Below are 22,378 nucleotides of genomic sequence, written 5' to 3'. Positions count from 1 at the left end.
AAGCAACCTGCTGCCGAAAACTGCGTAACTCATTGTTTACCAAGGAGTTTTCCGTTTCGACTGCGCCGGAAGTGGGGCGAATTATAGACACCTGAAATCTCCCGTCAACCTTTAATTTGGCTTTTCTATCAATGAGTTACGCAAAGCCAAAAAAGGCGGTAGTGCGCCTTCTATATAAGCAAGGGCAAAACCGCCTCTATATAGAAGGGACGCCTAGAGCACACCAGATTCCTTAAAGGCGGCAACTGCAGCAGCATCCAGACCCAGCACTCGCTGCAAGACCTCCAGCGTGTGTTCGCCCAACAGCGGCGGAGCGCTGTGGTACTCCACCGGTGTTTCGGACAGGCGAATCGGGCTGGCGACCTGCGGCACCATACCCGCCAGTGCATGGGGCAGTTCTATCGCCAGCCCGCGCGCCTGGACCTGCGGATCAGCAAACACCTGCGACAGATCATTGATCGGCCCACAGGGCACACCCGCCTGCTCCAACTCAACCACCCACTGGGCGGTGGTCTTGAACACCGTGGCCTGACGAATCAGCGGAATCAGTACCGCGCGATTGGCCACCCGCAGCTTGTTGGTGGCAAACCTGGCATCGTCTGCCCACTGGGGCTGACCTGCCACTTCGGCAAACTTGCGAAACTGCCCGTCATTGCCCACCGTCAGGATGAAGTCGCCATCTGCCGTCGGGAAGTCCTGGTAAGGCACGATATTCGGGTGAGCGTTGCCCAACCGCTTGGGAGCAACCCCAGTCGTCAGGTAGTTCATTGCCTGGTTGGCCAGGCAAGCGACCTGGACATCCAACAGCGCCATATCAATGTGCTGTCCACCACCGTCATGATCCCGATGCGCCAAAGCCGCCAGGATCGCCACGGTGGAGTAGAGCCCGGTCAGAATATCCGTCAGCGCCACACCCACCTTGACCGGTCCGGCACCTTCATCACCTTCAGGGCGGCCGGTCAGGCTCATCAAGCCCCCCAGGCCCTGGATCATGAAGTCATAACCCGCACGCTTGGCGTAGGGTCCGGTCTGGCCGAACCCAGTGATCGAGCAGTAGATCAAATCAGGATTGATCGCCTTGAGCGTCTCATAGTCCAAGCCATAAGCCGCCAGCCCCCCAACCTTGAAGTTCTCGATGAGGATGTCGGACTTGGCAGCCAGCTCGCGCACCAGGCGCTGACCCTCAGGCCGGGTGAAGTCGATGGTCACCGATTGCTTGTTGCGGTTGGCCGAAAGGTAGTAGGCCGCCTCACTGGTGTTCTCGCCGTAGGCGTCCTTCAGGAAGGGCGGCCCCCAGGCGCGCGTGTCATCGCCGTTGCCCGGACGCTCGACCTTGATGACCTCAGCCCCCAGGTCCGCCAGGATCTGGCCGGCCCAGGGACCGGCCAATACGCGCGATAAATCCAGTACCCGCAAATGCGATAACGCACCCATGACCGCTCTCCTGTCAGTAGAACGCCTGGAGACCGGTCTGTGCACGGCCGAGAATCAGCGCGTGAACGTCGTGAGTACCTTCGTAGGTGTTGACCACCTCGAGGTTGACCAGGTGACGCGCCACACCGAACTCGTCGGAGATGCCGTTACCGCCGAGCATGTCGCGAGCCATGCGCACGATATCCAGGGACTTGCCGCAGGAGTTGCGCTTCATCATCGAAGTGATTTCCACCGCCGCCGTGCCTTCATCCTTCATGCGGCCAAGACGCAGGCAACTTTGCAGCGCCAGGGTGATTTCGGTCTGCATGTCCGCCAGTTTTTTCTGGATCAACTGGGTCGCCGCCAGGGGACGGCCGAACTGCTGGCGGTCCAGGGTGTATTGGCGTGCGGTATGCCAGCAGAACTCGGCGGCACCCAGTGCCCCCCAGGAGATGCCATAGCGGGCGGAGTTGAGGCAAGTGAACGGACCTTTCAGGCCACGCACGTCCGGGAAGATGTTCTCTTCTGGAACAAATACGTTGTCCATCACGATTTCGCCGGTGATGGAGGCACGCAAGCCGACCTTGCCGTGAATAGCCGGGGCGCTCAGGCCTTTCCAGCCTTTCTCGAGGACGAAGCCGCGGATATCGCCAGCATCATCCTTGCCCCAGACCACGAATACGTCGGCGATCGGGCTGTTGGTGATCCACATCTTGCTGCCGGTCAGGCTGTAGCCGCCTTCCACCTTGCGTGCACGAGTAATCATCGAACCCGGGTCGGAACCATGGTTCGGCTCGGTCAGACCGAAGCAACCAATCCACTCACCGGACGCCAGTTTCGGCAGGTACTTCTGTTTCTGCGCCTCAGTCCCGAACTCGTTGATCGGCACCATGACCAGGGAGGACTGCACACTCATCATCGAGCGATAGCCGGAATCGACACGCTCTACCTCACGGGCAATCAGCCCGTAGCAGACATAATTCAGGCCGCTGCCGCCGTACTGCTCGGGAATGGTCGCACCCAGCAGGCCAATCTCGCCCATTTCGCGGAAGATCGCCGGGTCGGTCTTTTCATGGCGGAAGGCTTCGAGGATGCGCGGAGCCAGCTTGTCCTGGGCAAACTGCGCTGCGCTGTCGCGCACCATGCGCTCCTCTTCAGTGAGCTGTTGATCCAGCAGCAGGGGATCGATCCAGTTGAAGCTAGCTTTACCGCCCATGAGCGTGTCCTCGCGAAGTAGGTCAAATATCGTGGACTGATCCTAGGCGTCGCTCGCGGAATGGGCAAACGAGGATTTTGCATGCTGTTGTGCTAATTTCTCACTCCGTAATTGCCCGGAACGGCATACACGAGAATCATTAGTGAGGTTGCCGTACATGCGCAGGAAGATCCCCAGCACCGCCGCCCTGATCAGCTTCGAAGCCGCCGCCCGCCACGAGAGCTTTACCAAGGCCGCCCTGGAGCTTTCGCTGACCCAGGGCGCGATATGCCGACAGATCGCCAGCCTGGAGGAGTTTCTCAGTGTCGAACTGTTCCGACGCTCACGGCGCGGCGTAAAACTCACCGAAGCCGGCCTGTCTTACAGTCGCCGGGTGGCAACCCAACTGGACGCGGTTGAACGCGACACCCTGTCAGTGATGGGCCAGAAGGGCGCCAACGTGATCGAACTGGCGGTCGTGCCGACGTTTGGCACCCAATGGCTGCTGCCGCGACTCAAAGACTTCCAGGAGCAGCACCCGGAAGTAACGGTCAACCTGACCAACCGCACACGGCCCTTCCTGTTTGCCGACACCGACTTCGACGCCGCGATCTACTTCGGCGACGCCGACTGGTCCGGTACCGAATCCCACAGGCTGATGGGCGAAAACCCGATGCCGGTGTGCAGTCCGGCCTTACGCGGCCCGTTCATGCAGCTCAGCGCCGAGCAGATTGCCGACTTGCCCCTGCTGCAACAGACCACACGCCCGTACGCCTGGCGCCAGTGGTTCAACTCCCAGAACCTGAATATCCCCCGGGACATGACAGGTCCGCGTTACGAGCTATTCTCCATGCTCGCCCAGGCGGCAATGCATGACATGGGCATCGCCCTGATCCCGCCGTTCCTGATCCAGCGCGAACTGGCGGAGAAAAGGCTGGTGATTGCCAACCCCCAGGCCCTGTCGAGCATCAAGGCCTATTACCTGATGATTCCTGACCGAAAGGTCGAATCCGCGTCTTTACGCGCATTTCGCGACTGGCTGATTCATCAGGCACATAGCTACAGCGTAGAGGGACAGGGGCCTACAGGCATTAGCTGACCTCGTAGTCAGCAAATTTAAAGCCCTACAGATATAACTATTTGTCGCATTTAAGCAGACTGTACGGAATACCTGCACAATCGTCCCACAGCCGCCTAACGGCGTGGCTTTCGCGCCTTAAATCGGCACCATGGTGCAACATTCATGCAGCCGATGAGCAAATCCCCAAATTTTCGCCAGAGTCGTTGCAAGTCACGGCCTACAAGGGATTAACCCGCCTGGTTGCGACATTCGGTCACGGGGTGACTTGTAGTTAATTTTCCGTCACCCGTCATAATCCCTTGAAGGGCACAAAGTTCGCCTGCAAAATGCCGCGCCCCGCCCGAAATACAGCGGGGTCGTGCTGATCGGCCGCCCCAGCCGCACCCTCCGCAGTGCGCTGGCCTTCTAAGAAAGATCGAAAGCAATAAGATCAAGCAGGAGATTTGACGTGCACATTGGTGTTCCTCTCGAAACCCAGACCGGTGAAACGCGGGTTGCTGCAACCCCGGAAACCATCAAGAAGCTGATCGGCCAGGGTCATAAAGTCACTGTGCAAAGCGGCGCCGGCATCAGCGCCAGCGTTGTCGACAGTGCTTATGAAGCGGCAGGTGCAGTGATTGGCAGTGCCAACGATGCATTTGGCGCAGAGCTGATCCTCAAGGTTGTCGCCCCCAGCGACAGCGAACTGAGCCTGATCAAAAGTGGAACCGTGCTGGTAGGCATGCTCAACCCGTTCAGCAATGAAACCATTGCCAAACTGGCCGAGCGTGGCATTACCGCGTTCTCCCTGGAAGCCGCGCCGCGTACCTCCCGCGCGCAAAGCCTTGATGTGCTCTCCTCGCAAGCCAACATTGCCGGCTATAAGGCCGTGCTGCTGGCCGCTCATCACTATCCGCGCTTCATGCCGATGCTGATGACCGCCGCAGGCACGGTAAAGGCTGCTCGCGTGCTGATTCTCGGCGCTGGCGTGGCGGGCCTGCAGGCCATCGCTACGGCGAAACGCCTGGGTGCGGTGATCGAAGCCTCCGACGTCCGTCCTGCGGTGAAAGAGCAGATCGAATCCCTGGGCGCCAAGTTCGTCGACGTTCCTTATGAAACCGACGAAGAGCGTGAATGCGCAGTTGGCGTCGGCGGTTACGCACGGCCGATGCCGGCCAGCTGGATGCAACGCCAGGCCCTGGCCGTGCACGAGCGCGCCAAGCAAGCCGACATTGTCATCACCACGGCCCTGATTCCTGGTCGCAAGGCCCCGGTACTGCTGAGCGCCGAGACTGTTGCCCAGATGAAGCCGGGCTCGGTGGTCATCGACCTGGCGGCGGCACAGGGCGGTAACTGCCCACTGACCGTCGCGGACCAGGTGATCGTCGCGCACGGCGTGACCATCGCCGGCCCGACCAACCTGGCAGCCCAGGTCGGCGCAGATGCCTCGGCGCTGTATGCGCGCAACCTGCTGGACTTCCTCAAGCTGGTCTTCACCAAGGAAGGCCAGTTCGAGATCAACCTCGAAGACGACATCGTCGCCGCGTGCCTGATGTGCCGCGACGGCCAAGTCATCCGCAAAAACGCCTAAGCAGGGATTCAGACGATGGAAGAGCTTATCTCCCCCGGTATCTACAACCTGATCATCTTCGTGCTGGCGATTTATGTCGGTTACCACGTGGTCTGGAACGTTACACCCGCACTGCACACCCCCTTGATGGCGGTGACCAACGCGATCTCGGCAATCGTGATCGTCGGCGCCATGCTCGCGGCCGCGCTGACCGTGACCCCGCTGGGCAAGACCATGGGCACCCTGGCCGTCGCGCTGGCGGCGGTGAACGTGTTCGGTGGCTTCCTGGTCACCCGTCGCATGCTTGAGATGTTCAAGAAAAAAGCCCCGAAAGCCGTAAAAGAAGAGGCGCCCAAGTAATGAGCATGAACCTCGTAACGACGCTCTACTTGATCGCGTCGATCTGCTTCATCCAGGCCCTCAAAGGCCTGTCGCACCCGACCACCTCGCGGCGCGGCAACCTGTTCGGCATGCTCGGCATGGCGCTGGCCATCCTCACCACCGTCGGCCTCATCTATAAGCTGGGGGCCGAACTGGCCACCGCTGGTATCGGCTACGTGATCGTTGGCCTGCTGGTCGGCGGCACCGCCGGTTCGATCATGGCCAAACGGGTTGAAATGACCAAGATGCCAGAGCTGGTCGCCTTCATGCACAGCATGATCGGCCTGGCCGCGGTATTCATTGCCATCGCCGCGGTGGTCGAGCCGCAGTCGCTGGGCATCGTCAAGCAGTTGGGAGACGCGATTCCGGCCGGTAACCGCCTGGAGTTGTTCCTCGGTGCCGCCATCGGTGCCATCACCTTCTCCGGCTCGGTGATCGCTTTCGGCAAGCTCTCGGGCAAGTACAAGTTCCGTCTGTTCCAGGGCGCACCAGTACAGTTCAGAGGTCAGCACAAGATCAACCTGGTGCTGGGCCTGGCCACCTTGGGCCTGGGCATCACTTTCATGCTGACCGGCAACCTGGGTGCGTTTGCCCTGATGCTGGCCCTGGCCTTTGTGCTGGGCGTGCTGATCATCATCCCGATCGGTGGCGCCGACATGCCGGTAGTGGTGTCGATGCTTAACAGCTATTCCGGTTGGGCTGCAGCGGGTATCGGCTTCTCGCTGAACAACTCGATGCTGATCATCGCCGGCTCCCTGGTGGGCTCCAGCGGCGCGATCCTCTCGTACATCATGTGCAAGGCGATGAACCGTTCGTTCTTCAACGTCCTGCTGGGTGGCTTCGGCAACACCGCAGACGCTGCCGGTCCTGCCGGTTCGGCGGAAGCGCGTCCGGTGAAATCCGGTTCGGCTGACGACGCCACCTTCCTACTGACCAACGCCGATACCGTGATCATTGTTCCGGGCTACGGCCTGGCGGTGGCACGGGCGCAGCACGCATTGAAGGAGCTGACCGAGAAGCTGACCCATCGCGGCGTGACCGTGAAGTACGCGATCCACCCGGTGGCGGGGCGCATGCCTGGGCACATGAACGTCTTGCTGGCCGAGGCCGAAGTACCGTACGACCAGGTGTTCGAGATGGAAGACATCAACTCCGAGTTCGGCCAGGCCGACGTGGTACTGGTGCTCGGCGCCAACGACGTGGTCAACCCGGCGGCGAAGAACGATCCGAAGTCGCCAATCGCCGGCATGCCGATTCTGGAGGCCTTCAAGGCCAAGACCATCATCGTCAACAAGCGCTCGATGGCCAGCGGTTATGCCGGTCTGGATAACGAGCTGTTCTACCTGGACAAGACCATGATGGTCTTTGGCGACGCCAAGAAAGTCATCGAAGATATGGTCAAGGCAGTCGAATAAACACTGCTCCACGGCAATACCAAAAACCCCAGCCTCCCGTAGGCTGGGGTTTTTTATTGGCCTCGATTACCCGACCAAAGGCTCTAAATCAGGGGCCTGCATTCGACCATGGTAGCGGGACGAATGTTTTCGAAATCACTAGACTGCGCATCTTGCTTCCGTTGCCCGAGATAATAATCCATGTACCGTGACCGTATTCGCTTGCCTTCGTTGTTGGATAAGGTGATGAGCGCCGCCGAGGCTGCCGCTCTGATTGAGGACGGCATGACCGTCGGCATGAGCGGCTTCACCCGCGCCGGCGAAGCCAAGGCCGTGCCCCACGCACTGGCCGAGCGCGCCAAGGTCACGCCGCTGAAGATCAGCCTGATGACCGGCGCCAGCCTGGGCAACGACCTCGACAAACAATTGACCGAAGCGGGCGTCCTGGCCCGCCGCATGCCATTCCAGGTCGATAGCACCCTGCGCAAGGCGATCAACGCCGGCGAAGTGATGTTCATCGACCAGCACCTGTCGGAAACCGTGGAGCAGTTGCGCAACCAGCAACTCAAGCTGCCGGACATCGCAGTCATTGAAGCCGTGGCCATCACCGAACAAGGCCACATCGTGCCGACTACCTCGGTCGGCAACTCCGCCAGCTTCGCGATTTTCGCCAAACAGGTGATCGTCGAGATCAACCTGGCGCACAACCCGAACCTGGAAGGTCTGCACGACATCTATATCCCGACCTACCGTCCGACCCGCACGCCGATCCCGCTGACCCAGGTCGACGATCGCATCGGCAGCACCGCGATCCCGATTCCACCGGAAAAGATCGTCGCCATCGTCATCACCAACCAGTCGGACTCGCCATCCACGGTGCTGCCACCGGACAACGAGACCCAGGCCATCGCCGACCACCTGATCAACTTCTTCAAGCAGGAAGTGGACGCCGGCCGCATGACCAACAAACTGGGCCCGCTCCAGGCTGGCATCGGGAGCATCGCCAACTCGGTGATGTGCGGGCTGATCGATTCGCCGTTCGAAGACCTGACCATGTACTCCGAAGTGCTACAGGACTCGACCTTCGACCTGATCGACGCCGGCAAGCTGAGCTTTGCCTCGGGCAGCTCGATCACCCTGTCGCAACGGCGCAATGCCGATGTCTTTGGCAATCTGGAGCGCTACAAGGACAAACTGGTACTGCGCCCGCAGGAAATCTCCAACCACCCTGAAGTGGTGCGTCGCCTGGGCATCATCGGCATCAACACCGCGCTGGAGTTCGACCTGTACGGCAACGTCAACTCCACCCACGTCTGCGGCACGCGGATGATGAACGGCATTGGCGGCTCGGGTGACTTTGCCCGCAACGCCCACCTGGCGATCTTCGTCACCAAGTCGATTGCCAAGGGCGGCGCGATTTCCAGTGTCGTGCCAATGGTCAGCCACGTTGACCACACCGAGCACGACGTCGACATCCTGGTGACCGAGATCGGCCTTGCCGACTTGCGTGGCCTGGCCCCTCGGGAACGCGCCCGGGTGGTTATCGACAACTGTGTGCACCCGGACTACCGCGAAGCGCTCAATGAGTACTTCGAGAAGGCCTGTGCCATCGGCGGCCACACCCCGCACATCCTGCGCGAAGCCCTCAGTTGGCACATGAACCTGGAAGAAACCGGGCGCATGCTCGCCGTGTGATTGGTACAGATGGCGGCCGGCGAAAACACTTTTTTGCCGGTCCGCTATCTTTCATCCAATATCTGACAAAAACTGTACTGCTGTACCGGTCTTTTCCTAGGTAAAAAGCCTACCTTTTCCGACTAAAACCCATAAAACGCACCATAAACGTGCAGATAGGTACAGTTGCCTCAATTTAGACCAGTACACCACCCTTTAACAGTTAACTGGTCTCTCACAATACAGGTGAACTGTATCTACAGAGACTGGCCAAACGAGAGGATCATGGGCACCAGTTAAACCACTACCTAATCCCGCCACAAGCGGAAGGATGTCACCATGGAACGTACACTCAGTTCCGAACTGTTCTTCGAAGACAACGCTGTAAAAACCCAGGCTTCCATGCCTCTTCGCGTTCTCGCCAACCTGATGCTGTGGCAGCGCCGCATCTCCAGCCGCCACCAACTGGCTCGCCTGGATTCGCGTCTGCTGGCTGACGCAGGGATTAGCGAAGCACAACGCTACGAAGAGCTGAGCAAGCCGTTCTGGCGCTAAGTTAGCGTCGCTGGCTCTGACCTTCAGGGGTCCACCGCCAGCACTCTGAATTGCACACACAAGACCCGTCGCGGGAAACCGCGACGGGTCTTGTCGTTTCAGGGCAAAAAAAACGCTGGTACAGAAGGTACTGCGCAAGATAGGTACAGTTGTTATAAATACAAAATTGCACCAGTACAATTTAACCCCAGTGTCACTGACCCGCTGAACCGCAAGGGTTCAACATGATCTCCCAAGGTTGCACTTTCAGCCTTCGCGCGAGGAATTGAGCATGGACACTTCACTCGAGATATCCCTATCGCACCGCCCACGGCGCGGCCTCCTGGGGCTGTTGACAAGGCTGATCAGGGCCACAGGCCAATGCCGGGAACGGGCGCGTACCCGCCACTTGCTGGCCCAACTCAATGACCAGCAACTGTCCGATATTGGTATCAGCCACGCAGACCGCATGGCCGAACTGGAGCGCTCCTTCTGGCAATAGTGGACGGCAAAAGGAAGACAGGACTGTTCGAACCCCTGAACATGCGCCTAATATCCAGATACAACGTGGCGAACACTGCGCGGTACGCGTCTGATTGTTCAGGCACCGTGCGGCTCGCGGTGGTTGTCCGGCGTTTTCCAACGCCTCTTTTTTGTTCTTAACAGGAGTTACCCCATGTCCCGTCTTCGTCTGCTCAGCGCTGCAGCCCTGCTGGCCGTGGCTGCCAATTCGCACGCCACCAGCTTCATCGTCACCACGGACGCTGTAGTCGGCGCACTCAAAGCCACTTCCGACGCCACCTCCGACATCACTTCTTCGTTCAAAGACGACAAGATCGTGCGCGCAGCCCGTGATGACGCGGCCAGCTTCGTCGCCAGCGAAGGTGCCATCCGCGGCGTTCGCCTGGAAAGTGCCCTGGAGCACATCCGCAAGCAGGTTCCACAGTTGAGCGCAACTGACGCCCAACTGGCTCAGGCTATCCTGACCATCTGATTGCAGGCTCTAGACGGGGTGGCCTGAGCTGCCCCGTTTGCCAAGGCCTGGCTCTGGGCCGGGCATTGCGCTAGCCTTGGGGCTGGTTTCCAGCTGTCCGGTCCCATGGATTTTCTTTCAAAAGCACTGTTCGTCCCCGCCACATTCATCGCCTGCTGGATCACCTCGGCCCATGCCTTGGACCTGACCACGCAGAACCTGGTCGTCACCGCCTATGCCACAAGCATGGTGACCTGCGCCCCCTTCGACCATAAACTGCTGCGCGCCGCGCACGATGATGCGGCAGCCTTTGTTGCCAGCAATGGCCAACTGCGAGGAGCGCGCCTGGAGTCGGCCCTGGTTTACCTGCACCAGAACCGGGCAAAACTTCATGCAAGTGACCTTGAACTGGCACAGGCAATTCTCGTCCAATAGCTATCCCACGTTCTTCTGGAGTCGTTCCATGCGTAGCCCGCTGATTGCTGCCACCCTCGGCCTATTGTTGTTGGCCGACATGGCCCAGGCCCAAACCCTGGTAGCCACCAGTAACATCATTATCCGTGCCTCCCAGCGCACCCTCGATTTCACCTCGGACACGACGACGTCCATCCGCGACTCGAAAGTCGTACGCGATGCCCACGACGACGCGGCAAGTTTCGTTGCCAGCAATGGCGATATTCGTGGCGCGCACCTGGAAGCAGCCTTCGACACCTTGCGCACCCGCGTGCCGGAAGCCCGCGACGCCAGTGACCAGGTACTCGCCGAAGCCATCCTCGCACTGTGAGGTCGTTCGTCACCAGGCTGCTGACCGCTGCCGCGCTGCTGTTTGGCACAACGGCCCAGGCCGGCCTGCAACTGCACCTCAAGACCGAAGGCTTGAGCCCGGCAGAACAGCAGGCCAGCCAGGCCTTGCTGGACGAGGCGATGCAGGCGCTGCCGCCGCACTTCGTCGAGCAACTGGACCGACGGATCAATGTCGGCTGGACCGACAACATGCCGGCCAACGCCTACGGCCAGGCCTCCCTGGTGTCCGAACTCGACCTCAACCGCAAGCTGCTACCCGGCCTGACGGACGGTAGCGCTGCCACTAAAAAGACCCACCGCCCCCACGGCACCGTACGCCGCGAGATGCTGGCCACGGTGCTGCACGAACTGACCCACATCTACGACCGTGCGCGTTTATGGCCTGGCCCCGAACGCCTGCTGATCCAGCGCTGTACCCGGCAGCACAACAGTTCGGGCCTAATCGGCATGCCCGATCAATGCCGTGGCCAGAACGACCGGCGCTTCACCCTCAGCGATGACCCGCGCCTGCTGGACCTGGCCGGCTGGCAGCAATACGTGGGCCGGCGCGGGGAACGTGAACAGCACAACCGCCAGATTGCACGCAGCCCGGACCTGTACGAAACCAGCAGCCCCAAGGAGTTCGTCGCGGTCAACATGGAGTACTTCCTCCTCGACCCGAGCTACGCCTGCCGCCGTCCGGCGCTGTACCGCTATTACCAGGAGCACTTTGGCTGGGCACCGGCGGCCAAGGACAGCTGCGCCACGTCTTTCGCCTTTCTCAATGCCGGCAACGACTTTGGCAAACAGCCGCTGGGGCAGGTCGATCCGGAGCGGGTCTACGCCGTCGATTACCTGCTCGCCGAAGCGAACCAGAACCTCGTCAGCCGCTGGGGCCACAGCATGTTGCGCCTGGTGATCTGTGCACCCGGGCGCCCGCGTGGGCCGGATTGCCGGCTGGATCTGGAATATTCCCTGGTGCTGTCCTACCGCGCCTTCGTCGGTGATGTACAGCTGTCGAGTTGGGATGGCCTGGTCGGCAAGTACCCCTCGCGGCTATTTGTGCTGCCCCTGGCACAAGTCATCGACGAGTACACCAAGACCGAATTGCGCAGCCTGGCGTCCGTCCCGCTGACCCTGTCGCGCAGCGAAATCGACGAAGTGGTGGAGCACGCTGCCGAGATGCACTGGAGCTACGACGGTAATTACTTCTTCCTGTCCAACAACTGCGCCGTAGAGAGCCTGAAACTGTTACGCAGTGGTAGCAACAATCCGCAACTGGTCGGCCTGGACAGCATCATGCCCAACGGCCTGCTGGAAGTGCTCAAGGCCCGCGGCCTGGCCGACACCAGCGTGCTCGACGATCAACGTGAGGCCTTGCGCCTGGGTTATCGCTTCGATTCATTCCGCGACCGCTATCAAGCCATGTTCGAGGTGCTGAAAAAGCACCTGCCGATCAAGCAGGACAAGGTCGAAGACTGGCTGACTGCAAGCGCTGCCGATCGCCGTCAATGGTTCGGCCAGGCCGACCTGCGCACCAGCGCCGCCTTGCTGTTGCTGGAGCAGGCGAGCTTTCGCCAGCAGTTACTGCTGGCCCAGAACGAAGTCAAGCAACGCTACCTCGATGCGCGGGAGCTGGAGAATGGTGGCATGGACCGGGCCAACAAGACCCTGCAGCAGATCCTCGCCAACAGCGGCTTCCTCAGTCGCCCGGCGGAATTGCTCGACGAGGGTGGCTACGGGTTGCCGCAAGCCAACGAATGGCAACGCCTGGAAGCTGAAAGCAGCAGCCGCCAGAAGATACTGCAAGCCTTGACCGGCGACCTCGACAAAGAGGCCCGCGCCCTGCTGGAGCCGGCCCGGGCAGCGGAGATCGCCGCCAACGAAGCCAACGTCAAGCAATTGGGTGAACACCTGCGGGCGCTGCATAAGGCGGCAGGCGGCCTGGAGCTGCCCTGAGCCCCAGGTGCAAGGTAGCCTGCGCTGGGCATTACGAACGTCCTGCGGCCGTTGACGCAGCCTCGCGAGCTCGACAGCTGCTACAGGGTTTCCTCGGGTTCTTCGGGGAGGTGTTCGTCCAGGTGCAGCCAAGGCAATCGACTGTCGGTCCAGATATGCCGTTCGGCAGGCGCCCGCTCCGGGTGATCCAGGGTGGCAATGGTCACATCGATGCTGTCCGGGCTCAGGTGCGTGATCAACGCCAGTTGGGCACCACAGTGGCCACAGAAGTAGCGCACACAGCTGGCCGAAGAGTCGTACTGCGCCGGGGTGCCCGCCAGCCACTGGAAGGCTGAACGGGGCAGGGTGATCCAGGTGGTCACCAGGCCGCCACTGACCCGCCGGCAAATCGAGCAGTGGCAATGGGCGATGTCCTGCAACGGCCCGCTGAATTGATAACGCAGCTGCCCGCAATGGCAGCCGCCGGTGTGAAGTACGCTCATGCCGACCCTCCTGATCCCCAACTGCACCCCATCAATCCGGGGCACTGCCCAGCACTTTAAGCCTCGCCAGGCGCGCTTGCACATCTCGTCCGGTGTTTGTCTGGCGAAAGGTAGCTGAAAGGTTTGCCGATTAGGATCGCCCCCACTGCCGGCAAAAGACCGGTTGGCCAACGCGAAATCCGCAACGTTCGCCCGGCCCAATTAACAACAACAATGGTGATTCTGATGTCCGCTCGCACCCGCCTGTTCGCCCCGACTCCCTTCGTACGCCTCGTGCTACCCGTTCTGCGCTGATCACAACCGGTCCGCCATTCCCTAGTCGCGCTACGTCTGGAGTATTCCCATGCTGACTTTCCTTGGCTTTGCCATGGTCATCACGTTCATGTACCTGATCATGACCAAGCGCCTGTCGGCGCTGATCGCCCTGATCATCGTGCCGATCCTGTTCGCCCTGTTTGGCGGTTTTGCGCCGAAAATCGGCCCGATGATGCTCGAAGGCATCACCAAGCTGGCCCCGACCGGGGTGATGCTGATGTTCGCCATCCTCTATTTCGCCCTGATGATCGACTCCGGCCTGTTCGACCCAGCCGTGCGCAAGATCCTCAAGCTGGTCAAGGGTGACCCGCTAAAAGTATCCGTCGGCACCGCGGTGCTGGCCCTGGTGGTGTCCCTGGACGGTGACGGCGCCACCACCTACATGATCTGCGTGGCCGCCATGCTGCCGCTGTACAGCCGCATCGGCATGAGCCCGCGCATCATGGCCGGCCTGATCATCCTGGCCGGTGGCGTGATGAACATGACCCCCTGGGGCGGTCCGACCGCACGCGCCGCCAGTGCACTGCACGTCGACCCGTCGGATATTTTTGTGCCGATGATCCCGGCGATGCTGGCCGGTGTGGTGGCGATCCTGGCGATTGCCTACATGTACGGTAAACGTGAGCGCGCGCGCCTGGGTGAACTGCATTTGATCGGCGATGAAATCGACCACAGCGAAATCAGCGTGTCGCAGTTCCCGGATGCCCGTCGGCCGAAGCTGATCTGGTTCAACGGCGCCCTGACCCTGGGCCTGATGTGTGCCTTGATCGCCGGCCTGCTGCCACTGCCGGTGCTGTTCATGGTCGCGTTCAGCATCGCCATGATCGTCAACTACCCATGCCTGCAACAGCAGAAAGACCGCGTCGCGGCTCACGCCGGCAGTGTGCTGGCAGTCGTCGGACTGATTTTCGCCGCGGGTATCTTCACCGGCATCCTGACCGGCACCGGCATGGTCGATGCGATGTCGAAAAGCCTGCTGGCAGTGATCCCGGACTTCCTCGGCCCTTACCTGGCCGTGATCACAGCCCTGGTGAGCATGCCGTTCACCTTTTTCATGTCCAACGATGCATTTTACTATGGCGTGTTACCGGTTCTTGCCGAGGCCGCCAGCCACTACGGCATCACCGCCGTGGAAATGGCCCGCGCCTCGATCGTTGGCCAACCCGTGCACCTGCTCAGTCCGCTGGTTCCATCGACCTACCTGCTGGTGGCGCTGGCCGGGATCGAGTTCGGCGACCACCAGCGCTTCACCCTCAAGTGGGCAGTTCTGGTTTGCCTGTGCATAATGTTCGCTGCGTTGCTGATGGGGATTTTTCCGCTGTTCAGCACTCTATAAGAGCATCAACTCACCGCGCCGCCAGCTAGACTTCGAGTTTTGAAGCCGCTGGCGGCGTGGTTTAACACATCCTCAAAGGAATACACATGGAATGGCTGACCAACCCAGAGATCTGGGTTGCCTTCTTGACACTGACGGCCCTGGAAATCGTCCTGGGCATCGACAACATCATCATGATCTCGATCCTGGTCAGCCGCATGCCCAAGCATATGCAGGCACGCACCCGGATCTTCGGCCTGGCCCTGGCCATGGTCACCCGGATCCTGTTGCTGCTGTCGATCACCTGGGTAATGCGCCTGACCGCCGACCTGTTCGTGGTCTTCGGCCAGGGCATTTCCGGACGCGACCTGATCCTGTTCTTCGGTGGCCTGTTCCTGCTGTGGAAAAGCTCCCAGGAGATGTACCACGCACTGGAAGGTGAAGACGAAACCTCCGAAGAGCCTACCGGCAAGGGTGGCAACTTCCTCTACACCATCATCCAGATCGCGATCATCGACATCGTGTTCTCCCTGGACTCGGTCATCACCGCCGTGGGCATGGTTTCCCATGTGCCGGTCATGGTCGCCGCGATCGTCGTTGCCGTCCTGGTGATGATGCTGGCTGCCGGCACCATCAGCACCTTCATCGACAAGCACCCGTCGCTGAAAATGCTGGCGCTGTCGTTCCTGCTGGTGGTCGGTACCGTGCTGATCGCCGAAGCCTTCGAAGTGCATGTGCCAAAAGGCTATGTCTACTTCGCCATGGCCTTCTCGCTGGCAGTGGAAGCGGTCAACATCAAGATGCGCACCGCAATCGCGAAAAAGAGGAAGCAGCAGGACCCTGTCAAGCTGCGCAAGGACATCCCGGGCCAGTAACCTGAACCGGATGTAGGAAGAAGGGGGCTCTCGCAAGCCCCCTTTTTTACGTCCGCATGAAGCTGTTTTCATGACAGTTTTGTTTCATTTGACGCTTTAGGCATGCGATGCTGGCGCCACGGCCGTTAGCGAACTACAGCTTAAGTACAGAATGTAGAAAATCGCGCGGTACCGCTGACTTGCCCCTTTGGGGCGCTATTCCACCAGGGGGCCTGTCATGCTGACCCTGCTCAATTTATTGTCTGCCGTGGCCTTGCTGATCTGGGGCACGCACATCGTCAGAACCGGCATCTTGCGGGTCTACGGCTCCAACCTGCGCCATGTCATTGGCCGCAACATGTCCAAGCGCTGGCTGGCCTTCATTGCCGGGATCCTGGTCACGGCCATGGTCCAGAGCAGTAACGCCACCGCGATGCTGGTGACCTCCTTTGTCGGCCAAGGCCTGATGGCACTGACCCCCGCGCTGGCGACCATGCTCGGCGCCGATGTCGGTACCGCACTGATGGCCCGTGTCCTGACTCTGGACCTGTCCTGGCTGTCGCCGCTGCTGATTTTCCTCGGGGTGATCCTGTTCCTCTCACGCAAGCAGACCCGCGTGGGCCAGATGGGTCGAGTCAGCATTGGCCTGGGACTGATCATCCTGGCACTGCAGTTGATCGTCGAAGCGGCCGCGCCCATCACCCACGCCCAGGGCGTCAAGGTGCTGTTTGCCTCCCTGACTGGCGACATCCTGCTCGATGCCTTGATCGGCGCACTGTTCGCGATGATTTCCTACTCCAGCCTGGCTGCCGTCCTGCTCACCGCAACCCTCGCCGGTGCCGGGGTCATCAGCTTGCCCGTGGCCATCGGCCTGGTGATTGGCGCCAACATCGGCAGCGGGGTGCTGGCCTTCCTCAGTACCAGCATGCAGAACGCCGCTGGCCGCCAAGTGGCGCTGGGCAGCCTGCTGTACAAGTTGATCGGGCTGCTGCTGATCATTCCGGTACTCGACCCCCTCGTGCACTGGATGGACAGTCTCGACTACAGCCCGCAGGGCCTGGTGATCGGCTTTCATCTGCTCTACAACACGGCGCGCTGCCTGGTGCTGCTGCCCAGCGTCGGCCCCATGGCGCGGCTGTGTGCCTGGCTGCTGCCAGAACGCCCGGAAACCAACGGCCAGGCCAAGGCCAGGCACCTGGACCTGACCGCCCTGGTCACCCCCAGCCTGGCCCTGGCCAATGCAGCGCGGGAAACCCTGCGCATGGGCGACCTGATCGAGAACATGCTCCAAGCCATGCTCGACGTGCTGCGTGGCAAGCAGACCGCGGTGCCCCAGCAAATGCGCAGCCTGAGCGATGACGTCGAGGCCCTCTACAGCGCGATCAAGCTCTACCTGGCGCAGATGCCCCGCGAAGACCTGAGCGACCAGGACAGCCGGCGCTGGGCAGAAATCATCGAACTGGCGATCAACCTGAAACTGGCCTCGGACCTGATCGAGCGCATGTTGCGCAAAGTCCAGCAGCAAAAGACCTCGCAGCGCCGCTCCTTTTCCGATGTGGGCCTGGAAGAACTCGCCGGGCTGCACCAGCAGTTGATTGCCAACCTGCGCCTGGGGCTCTCAGTGTTCCTCAGCGCCGACAAGGAAAGCGCCCGGCAATTGCTGCGTGAGAAACGGCGCTTCCGTGCCCAGGAAAGGCGCCTGGCCCACGCCCACGTCAGCCGCCTGCAACGCAAGATCGTACAAAGCATCGAGACCAGTTCCTTGCACCTGGAACTGATCGCCGACATGAAACGCTTGAACTCGCTATTCTGCAGCAGCGCCTATGTGGTGCTGGAGACCTCCGAAACCGGCGCCCTGGCGGTCGACGACATGGCTGACATCACCCATTCTCCCTGAACGTCTAGCGTTGCCAGCAGTCATTTGCAAAGCTTGAGGGAAAACCCCGCTCCCCGCATTTACCCGCCAGGAAGGTTGTTATGCGTTGTCTGTTGTTTGCGTGCCTGCTGCTGGGCTCCTCCTGCACCTGGGCCCTGGACCGTCTGCAAGTCGAGGGCTACGTGCTGCAAAACGGTCTGCAGATCCTGCTCAAGCCGAGCGCTGAGCGTGGGCATGTGGCAATCCGCCTGGTCGTCGGCGTGGGCCTCGACGACTTTTCCTGCGCCGACAAGGAACTGCCACACCTGCTGGAGCATGTGCTGTTCAGCGGTATCGATGCCGGCGGCGAAGGAGGGCTGGAGGAGCGCATGCAAGGCCTCGGTGGGGAATGGAATGCCTTCACCAGCAATGCCGACACCACCTTTGTCATCGAGGCTCCGGCGAAGAACCAGCGCAAGGTCCTCGACTTGCTACTGGCGCTGCTGACCGAAACCCACATCGACGACAACGCGATCAATGCCGCCAAACAGGTGGTCGAACGTGAAGACGGTGGCCACTACTCCCACCTGCAGCGCTGGCTCGATCGCCAGGACCTAGGCCATACCGCCAGCAACCAGTTGGCCGTGGAACTGGGGCTCAAGTGCCAGGAACGCTCCGAAGTCCACTCGCTGACCCGTGAACAGCTGGAACAGGTACGCCAGGAGTGGTACGCCCCCAACAACATGACACTGATCGTCGTCGGCGACCTCGATCGCCTGTTGCCGGCCTACCTGGAGCGCACCTACGGTCATCTGAAGCCGGTCGAACCCACGGTGCACCCGGCCCTGGCGCAGTTACAAAGCCCGGCCCAGGCCGAACGGAATCTGATCCACGGCTGGGTCGGCGATGCAGCCAAGCTGCACTGGCTATTCCCTGAGCCGATCCTCGACGACCAATACGACGAAACCTACGACCTGCTCAAGGATTACCTCGACTGGGCGCTTTACCGCCAGTTGCGCCTGGCCCACAGCCTGTCCTACGGCCCCGCAGCGGAGCGCGAAGTGTTTGGCGGAGTCGGCTTCATGAGCCTGAACGCGGACCTGGAGCGCGATGACCTGGCCCAGGCGCAGCAGGTACTGGCGCAGCTCAAGGCCGACCTGCTGCACAAGGGCCTCGACCCGGCCACTTTTGCGCGCCTCAAACAGGCCGCCATCGCCCGTCAGGCTTGGGCGGTGCAGGGTAATAGCGCACTGGCCGACTATTACTGGGGTGCCTTGGGCGACTTTGCAGACGGACGATTTGCCGACCCGGTCAAGCGCCTGCGTGCCGTGACGCTCAAACAGGCGAACCTGGCCCTGCGGCAACTGCTCGAACAGCCAGGATACGTGCGCATCGAAAAACCGCTGCTCAGCTATGATCAACTGACCTGGCTGCTGGGTGGGGTAGTCGGGTTATTGCTGCTCGGCGCACTGGGTTGGCGCTTTCATCGCCGAACATGAAGGTGCGTGGCGACCGGATGTCTCCCGGCGCTGGTATCCTAGGTGGGTTTTTCCTACGAACATTGTGAACCGCCAAAATGCCGAACCTGACCCTCTACGTCCAGCGCATCCTCGAGCTGATGAAGCGCTACCCCGGGGTCATCGCGCTCGGTGGTTTCATCTCGGGGGTCGGCAGCTTCATTCTGGTGGACCGCCAGCAAGGCCTGGCCACCTGGATCGCGATCATCATGCTGGTCAGCTGGGTCTGGCTGATGCTGGAAAACAGCCTGACGCAGTTGTTCACCAAGGTGTTCAAGCGCGAGATTCCGCAGCCGCTGCTGCGCTACGCGACCCAGATGATCCACCAGGAAAGCCTGTTTTTTGTCCTGCCGTTCTTTTTCATCACCACGACCTGGAACAGCGGGCAACTGGCGTTCACCGGGCTGCTGGGCGCCGCAGCGCTGATTTCCATCACTGACCCACTCTATTACAAATGGCTGGCCCCACGCCGCTGGCTGTTCCTGGCGATGCACACCCTGACGTTGTTTGCCGCCCTGCTGACCGCCTTGCCGATCATCCTGCACCTGACCACCTCGCAGAGTTTCAAGCTGGCGCTGGGCATTGCCATGCTGCTGTCCTTCCCAAGCCTGGCGTCGATCTTTCCGATTCGCACCGTGCGCGGTGGCCTCAGCGTGCTGTGCATCACCGTGGCGATCGGCGCCACCGGCTGGTTCCTGCGCTCCTGGGTACCGCCAGCCACCCTGTGGATGACCGAGGTGGCGATCAGCACTCAATTGCAGGACCGCACCCCGGGCGCCAGCCTGGAGCAGGTCAGCGTCGCCCAGTTGCGGGGCGACGGCCTGTACGCCTACACCGCCATCAACGCCCCGCGCGGCCTGGACGAGCGGATCTATCACGTGTGGAAATTCAACGGCAAGGAAGTCGACCGTATCGCCCTGGATATCCACGGTGGGCGCAAGGAAGGCTACCGGGCCTGGACCCACAAGCAGAACTTCCCTGGCAACCCGGCCGGCAAATGGCAGGTCCGGGTGCTGACCGAAGACGGCCAGGTGATTGGTGTGCTGCGCTTCGTGGTCACCGACACAGGTCAAGACAACCCGGCGCCGAACCAGGCAAAGTAACAAGGTTCGTGCTATTAGGTAGCACTGCGTCGCAGCCGAACAAGCAAGGAGCTTATGAGCGATACGACAACCGGCACTGCCCAGCTCGATACTTCCCACAGCCCTGCGCAGCTCAGGGTCACGGGCGACTGGACGCTTGCCCACTACGCCAACCTCAAGCAGTTGAGCGAAACCCTCAAGGGCCAGTATGACGACCGCGCCACCATTGACCTCAATGGCCTGGGCGCGCTCGACACCGCCGGTGCCTCCTTGCTGGTCGAATTGCTGGGGGCAGAGCGCCTCGGCAAAACCGCCGAGCATCCCGACTGCAGCCTGTGCGCCGCCGACCGCGCGCTGCTGCAAACGGTCTATGACTCGATGGCCGACTTCTGTGTCCCGGTAAAACAGCCCGAGATCAACGTCGGCATTCAGTTGCTGACCCGTATTGGCCGGGCCGTGGACACCGTCTGGCAAGACTCGCTGAAACTGCTGGGGTTCGTCGGCCTGATCCTGGAAACCATCGCCCGCGGCCTGTTTCGTCCCTCCCGCTGGCGAATTACGCCCATGGTCGCGCACATTGAGCAGACCGGGCTTGATGCCGCTCCGATCGTCGCGCTGCTGACCTTCCTGGTGGGCGCGGTCGTGGCCTTCCTCGGCGCCACGGTGCTCGCCAGTTTTGGCGCCAGCATCTTTACCGTGGACCTGGTGGCGTTCTCGTTCCTGCGTGAATTCGGCGTGCTGCTGACCGCGATCCTCATGGCGGGCCGCACCGCCAGTGCCTTTACCGCACAAATCGGCTCGATGAAGGCCAACGAAGAAATCGACGCCATCCGCACCCTGGGCCTGGACCCGGTCGAACTGCTGGTGGTGCCGCGGGTCCTGGCGTTGCTGGTGGCCCTGCCGATGCTGACGTTCCTGGCGATGCTCTCGGGGATTGTCGGCGGCGGCGTGGTCTGCGCCCTCTCGCTGGATATCTCGCCGGCGATGTTCCTCTCGCTGCTGCAGTCGGATATCGGCGTCCAACACTTCCTGGTAGGCATGGTCAAGGCACCGATCTTCGCCTTCCTGATCGCCGCCGTCGGCTGCCTGGAAGGCTTCAAGGTCAGCGGCAGTGCCGAGTCCGTCGGCGCCCACACCACCTCCAGCGTGGTGCAATCGATTTTCGTGGTGATCGTCCTGGATGCGGTCGCCGCATTGTTCTTTATGGAGATGGGCTGGTGAGTCGCTTACCCCGTGCGCCGACCGAGGCGGTGATCGAAGTCCGTGGGCTGTGCAATCGATTCGGCAGCCAGAGCGTGCATGAAAACCTCGACCTGGATTTGTACAAGGGCGAGATTCTCGGCGTGGTGGGTGGCTCCGGCAGCGGCAAGTCGGTGTTGCTGCGCAGCATCATTGGCCTGCGCCAGCCTAGCGAAGGGGCTGTGACGGTGTTCGGCAAGAACCTGCCGAGCCTCTCGGAGCACGAACGTTCGATGGTGGAACGGCGCTTCGGCGTGCTGTTTCAGAAGGGCGCGCTGTTTTCGTCGCTGACCGTGACCGAAAACGTCGCGCTGCCACTGATCGAGCATGCCGGGCTGAGCCGCGCGGATGCCGAACACCTGGCCGCGGTGAAGCTGGCGCTGGCCGGGCTGCCGCTGTCGGCCGCCGACAAATACCCGGCCTCGCTGTCCGGCGGCATGATCAAGCGCGCGGCCCTGGCACGGGCGCTGGCGCTGGACCCGGACATCCTGTTTCTCGATGAACCGACCGCCGGCCTCGACCCCATTGGCGCGGCCGCCTTCGATCAATTGATCCTGACCCTGCGCGATGCGCTGGGGCTGAGCGTGTTCCTGGTCACCCATGACCTCGACACGCTCTACACCATCACCGACCGGGTGGCGGTGCTGGCGCAGAAGAAGGTGCTGGTGGCGGATGCCATCGATGTCGTCTCGGAAACCGACGACGCCTGGATTCACGAATACTTTCATGGCCCTCGCGGCCGCGCGGCGCTTGGCGCCGCTTCACAGCTCAACGAGGTATGAC

The 22,378-nt window shown here is 61.2% G+C and carries 21 protein-coding genes; 18 read left to right on the top strand and 3 right to left on the bottom strand.

What is annotated here, in order from left to right; genetic code table 11:
* Positions 1-213: 213 nt before the first annotated feature.
* Positions 214-1,434: a CaiB/BaiF CoA-transferase family protein gene (locus tag ACIOVD_RS19255; RefSeq protein ID WP_095165183.1), complete on the bottom strand. Its 1,221-nt coding sequence runs from the start codon at positions 1,432-1,434 to the stop codon at positions 214-216.
* Positions 1,435-1,447: 13 nt separating this feature from the next.
* Positions 1,448-2,629: an acyl-CoA dehydrogenase gene (locus tag ACIOVD_RS19250; RefSeq protein WP_095165182.1), complete on the bottom strand. Its 1,182-nt coding sequence runs from the start codon at positions 2,627-2,629 to the stop codon at positions 1,448-1,450.
* 157 nt (positions 2,630-2,786) lie between these two features.
* On the opposite strand from ACIOVD_RS19250, the gene ACIOVD_RS19245 reads away from it, so the two are divergent.
* The 11 genes from ACIOVD_RS19245 to ACIOVD_RS19195 all read left to right on the top strand — a co-directional run bounded on the left by ACIOVD_RS19245 (position 2,787) and on the right by ACIOVD_RS19195 (position 12,936).
* On the top strand, positions 2,787-3,707 hold the full coding sequence (locus ACIOVD_RS19245) for a LysR family transcriptional regulator (RefSeq protein ID WP_095165180.1): 921 nt from the start codon (positions 2,787-2,789) through the stop codon (positions 3,705-3,707).
* A gap of 430 nt (positions 3,708-4,137) precedes the next feature.
* Positions 4,138-5,259, top strand: coding sequence for a Re/Si-specific NAD(P)(+) transhydrogenase subunit alpha (locus ACIOVD_RS19240; protein WP_095165179.1), 1,122 nt, complete (start codon positions 4,138-4,140; stop codon positions 5,257-5,259).
* A 15-nt stretch (positions 5,260-5,274) separates the two neighbouring features.
* Positions 5,275-5,598: an NAD(P) transhydrogenase subunit alpha gene (locus ACIOVD_RS19235; protein WP_003187010.1), complete on the top strand. Its 324-nt coding sequence runs from the start codon at positions 5,275-5,277 to the stop codon at positions 5,596-5,598.
* Positions 5,598-7,034: an NAD(P)(+) transhydrogenase (Re/Si-specific) subunit beta gene (locus tag ACIOVD_RS19230; protein ID WP_401129640.1), complete on the top strand. Its 1,437-nt coding sequence runs from the start codon at positions 5,598-5,600 to the stop codon at positions 7,032-7,034. The genes ACIOVD_RS19235 and ACIOVD_RS19230 overlap by 1 nt, the downstream gene beginning before the upstream one ends.
* 180 nt (positions 7,035-7,214) lie before the next feature.
* Complete coding sequence (locus tag ACIOVD_RS19225; RefSeq protein WP_159993018.1) at positions 7,215-8,708, top strand: acetyl-CoA hydrolase/transferase family protein; 1,494 nt, start codon at positions 7,215-7,217, stop codon at positions 8,706-8,708.
* Positions 8,709-9,026: 318 nt separating this feature from the next.
* Entirely contained in the window at positions 9,027-9,242 is a 216-nt protein-coding gene (locus ACIOVD_RS19220; protein ID WP_095110346.1) for a DUF1127 domain-containing protein, read from the top strand.
* 271 nt (positions 9,243-9,513) lie between these two features.
* The gene (locus ACIOVD_RS19215) at positions 9,514-9,723 is read left to right on the top strand and encodes a DUF1127 domain-containing protein (RefSeq protein ID WP_095165176.1); all 210 of its coding nucleotides are present in this window, start codon (positions 9,514-9,516) and stop codon (positions 9,721-9,723) included.
* 174 nt (positions 9,724-9,897) lie between these two features.
* Positions 9,898-10,215: a DUF2388 domain-containing protein gene (locus ACIOVD_RS19210; RefSeq protein ID WP_095165175.1), complete on the top strand. Its 318-nt coding sequence runs from the start codon at positions 9,898-9,900 to the stop codon at positions 10,213-10,215.
* Positions 10,216-10,320: 105 nt separating this feature from the next.
* The gene (locus tag ACIOVD_RS19205; protein ID WP_159993016.1) at positions 10,321-10,629 is read left to right on the top strand and encodes a DUF2388 domain-containing protein; all 309 of its coding nucleotides are present in this window, start codon (positions 10,321-10,323) and stop codon (positions 10,627-10,629) included.
* 28 nt (positions 10,630-10,657) lie between these two features.
* Positions 10,658-10,978: a DUF2388 domain-containing protein gene (locus ACIOVD_RS19200; protein ID WP_095165173.1), complete on the top strand. Its 321-nt coding sequence runs from the start codon at positions 10,658-10,660 to the stop codon at positions 10,976-10,978.
* Positions 10,975-12,936 carry a DUF4105 domain-containing protein gene (locus tag ACIOVD_RS19195; RefSeq protein WP_401129636.1) on the top strand — a complete coding sequence of 654 codons (1,962 nt, stop codon included), beginning with the start codon at positions 10,975-10,977 and terminating at the stop codon, positions 12,934-12,936. The genes ACIOVD_RS19200 and ACIOVD_RS19195 overlap by 4 nt, the downstream gene beginning before the upstream one ends.
* 80 nt (positions 12,937-13,016) lie before the next feature.
* Here the strand turns inward: ACIOVD_RS19195 and ACIOVD_RS19190 are convergent, their stop codons facing one another.
* The gene (locus ACIOVD_RS19190; RefSeq protein WP_095165170.1) at positions 13,017-13,418 is read right to left on the bottom strand and encodes a GFA family protein; all 402 of its coding nucleotides are present in this window, start codon (positions 13,416-13,418) and stop codon (positions 13,017-13,019) included.
* Between the two features lie 343 nt (positions 13,419-13,761).
* Here ACIOVD_RS19190 and ACIOVD_RS19185 point away from each other — a divergent pair, with 343 nt between their 5' ends.
* The 7 genes from ACIOVD_RS19185 to ACIOVD_RS19155 all read left to right on the top strand — a co-directional run bounded on the left by ACIOVD_RS19185 (position 13,762) and on the right by ACIOVD_RS19155 (position 22,377).
* On the top strand, positions 13,762-15,069 hold the full coding sequence (locus ACIOVD_RS19185) for a CitMHS family transporter (protein ID WP_095165169.1): 1,308 nt from the start codon (positions 13,762-13,764) through the stop codon (positions 15,067-15,069).
* Between the two features lie 86 nt (positions 15,070-15,155).
* Positions 15,156-15,923 carry a TerC family protein gene (locus tag ACIOVD_RS19180; RefSeq protein ID WP_095165168.1) on the top strand — a complete coding sequence of 256 codons (768 nt, stop codon included), beginning with the start codon at positions 15,156-15,158 and terminating at the stop codon, positions 15,921-15,923.
* 217 nt (positions 15,924-16,140) lie between these two features.
* Positions 16,141-17,799, top strand: a complete 1,659-nt coding sequence (locus ACIOVD_RS19175; protein WP_095165167.1) for a Na/Pi cotransporter family protein — start codon at positions 16,141-16,143, stop codon at positions 17,797-17,799.
* Positions 17,800-17,879: 80 nt separating this feature from the next.
* Entirely contained in the window at positions 17,880-19,256 is a 1,377-nt protein-coding gene (locus tag ACIOVD_RS19170; RefSeq protein WP_159993008.1) for a pitrilysin family protein, read from the top strand.
* Positions 19,257-19,333: 77 nt separating this feature from the next.
* Complete coding sequence (locus ACIOVD_RS19165; protein ID WP_159993007.1) at positions 19,334-20,377, top strand: DUF5924 family protein; 1,044 nt, start codon at positions 19,334-19,336, stop codon at positions 20,375-20,377.
* A gap of 54 nt (positions 20,378-20,431) precedes the next feature.
* Positions 20,432-21,577 (top strand): ABC transporter permease, encoded by a 1,146-nt coding sequence (locus tag ACIOVD_RS19160; protein WP_095165164.1) that lies wholly within the window; start codon positions 20,432-20,434, stop codon positions 21,575-21,577.
* Positions 21,574-22,377, top strand: a complete 804-nt coding sequence (locus ACIOVD_RS19155; protein WP_095165162.1) for an ABC transporter ATP-binding protein — start codon at positions 21,574-21,576, stop codon at positions 22,375-22,377. The genes ACIOVD_RS19160 and ACIOVD_RS19155 overlap by 4 nt, the downstream gene beginning before the upstream one ends.
* The last annotated feature ends 1 nt before the right edge of the window (position 22,378 follow it).

This window comes from Pseudomonas sp. NPDC087626 (assembly GCF_044743405.1).
GTDB lineage: Bacteria > Pseudomonadota > Gammaproteobacteria > Pseudomonadales > Pseudomonadaceae > Aquipseudomonas.
Note: the sequence above shows the minus strand (reverse complement) of the source record. Positions and strands in the feature narration are given on the sequence as shown.

What these genes read in the sequence shown, in the direction of transcription:
- ACIOVD_RS19245 (WP_095165180.1), top strand. Translation starts at nt 2,787, where the DNA reads ATGCGCAGGAAGATCCCCAGCACCGCCGCCCTGATCAGCTTCGAAGCC.
- ACIOVD_RS19230 (WP_401129640.1), top strand. Translation starts at nt 5,598, where the DNA reads ATGAGCATGAACCTCGTAACGACGCTCTACTTGATCGCGTCGATCTGC.
- ACIOVD_RS19210 (WP_095165175.1), top strand. Translation starts at nt 9,898, where the DNA reads ATGTCCCGTCTTCGTCTGCTCAGCGCTGCAGCCCTGCTGGCCGTGGCT.
- ACIOVD_RS19220 (WP_095110346.1), top strand. Translation starts at nt 9,027, where the DNA reads ATGGAACGTACACTCAGTTCCGAACTGTTCTTCGAAGACAACGCTGTA.
- ACIOVD_RS19160 (WP_095165164.1), top strand. Translation starts at nt 20,432, where the DNA reads ATGAGCGATACGACAACCGGCACTGCCCAGCTCGATACTTCCCACAGC.
- ACIOVD_RS19185 (WP_095165169.1), top strand. Translation starts at nt 13,762, where the DNA reads ATGCTGACTTTCCTTGGCTTTGCCATGGTCATCACGTTCATGTACCTG.
- ACIOVD_RS19225 (WP_159993018.1), top strand. Translation starts at nt 7,215, where the DNA reads ATGTACCGTGACCGTATTCGCTTGCCTTCGTTGTTGGATAAGGTGATG.
- ACIOVD_RS19165 (WP_159993007.1), top strand. Translation starts at nt 19,334, where the DNA reads ATGCCGAACCTGACCCTCTACGTCCAGCGCATCCTCGAGCTGATGAAG.
- ACIOVD_RS19250 (WP_095165182.1), bottom strand. Translation starts at nt 2,629, where the DNA reads ATGGGCGGTAAAGCTAGCTTCAACTGGATCGATCCCCTGCTGCTGGAT.
- ACIOVD_RS19255 (WP_095165183.1), bottom strand. Translation starts at nt 1,434, where the DNA reads ATGGGTGCGTTATCGCATTTGCGGGTACTGGATTTATCGCGCGTATTG.
- ACIOVD_RS19215 (WP_095165176.1), top strand. Translation starts at nt 9,514, where the DNA reads ATGGACACTTCACTCGAGATATCCCTATCGCACCGCCCACGGCGCGGC.
- ACIOVD_RS19200 (WP_095165173.1), top strand. Translation starts at nt 10,658, where the DNA reads ATGCGTAGCCCGCTGATTGCTGCCACCCTCGGCCTATTGTTGTTGGCC.
- ACIOVD_RS19235 (WP_003187010.1), top strand. Translation starts at nt 5,275, where the DNA reads ATGGAAGAGCTTATCTCCCCCGGTATCTACAACCTGATCATCTTCGTG.
- ACIOVD_RS19170 (WP_159993008.1), top strand. Translation starts at nt 17,880, where the DNA reads ATGCGTTGTCTGTTGTTTGCGTGCCTGCTGCTGGGCTCCTCCTGCACC.
- ACIOVD_RS19175 (WP_095165167.1), top strand. Translation starts at nt 16,141, where the DNA reads ATGCTGACCCTGCTCAATTTATTGTCTGCCGTGGCCTTGCTGATCTGG.
- ACIOVD_RS19205 (WP_159993016.1), top strand. Translation starts at nt 10,321, where the DNA reads ATGGATTTTCTTTCAAAAGCACTGTTCGTCCCCGCCACATTCATCGCC.
- ACIOVD_RS19190 (WP_095165170.1), bottom strand. Translation starts at nt 13,418, where the DNA reads ATGAGCGTACTTCACACCGGCGGCTGCCATTGCGGGCAGCTGCGTTAT.
- ACIOVD_RS19180 (WP_095165168.1), top strand. Translation starts at nt 15,156, where the DNA reads ATGGAATGGCTGACCAACCCAGAGATCTGGGTTGCCTTCTTGACACTG.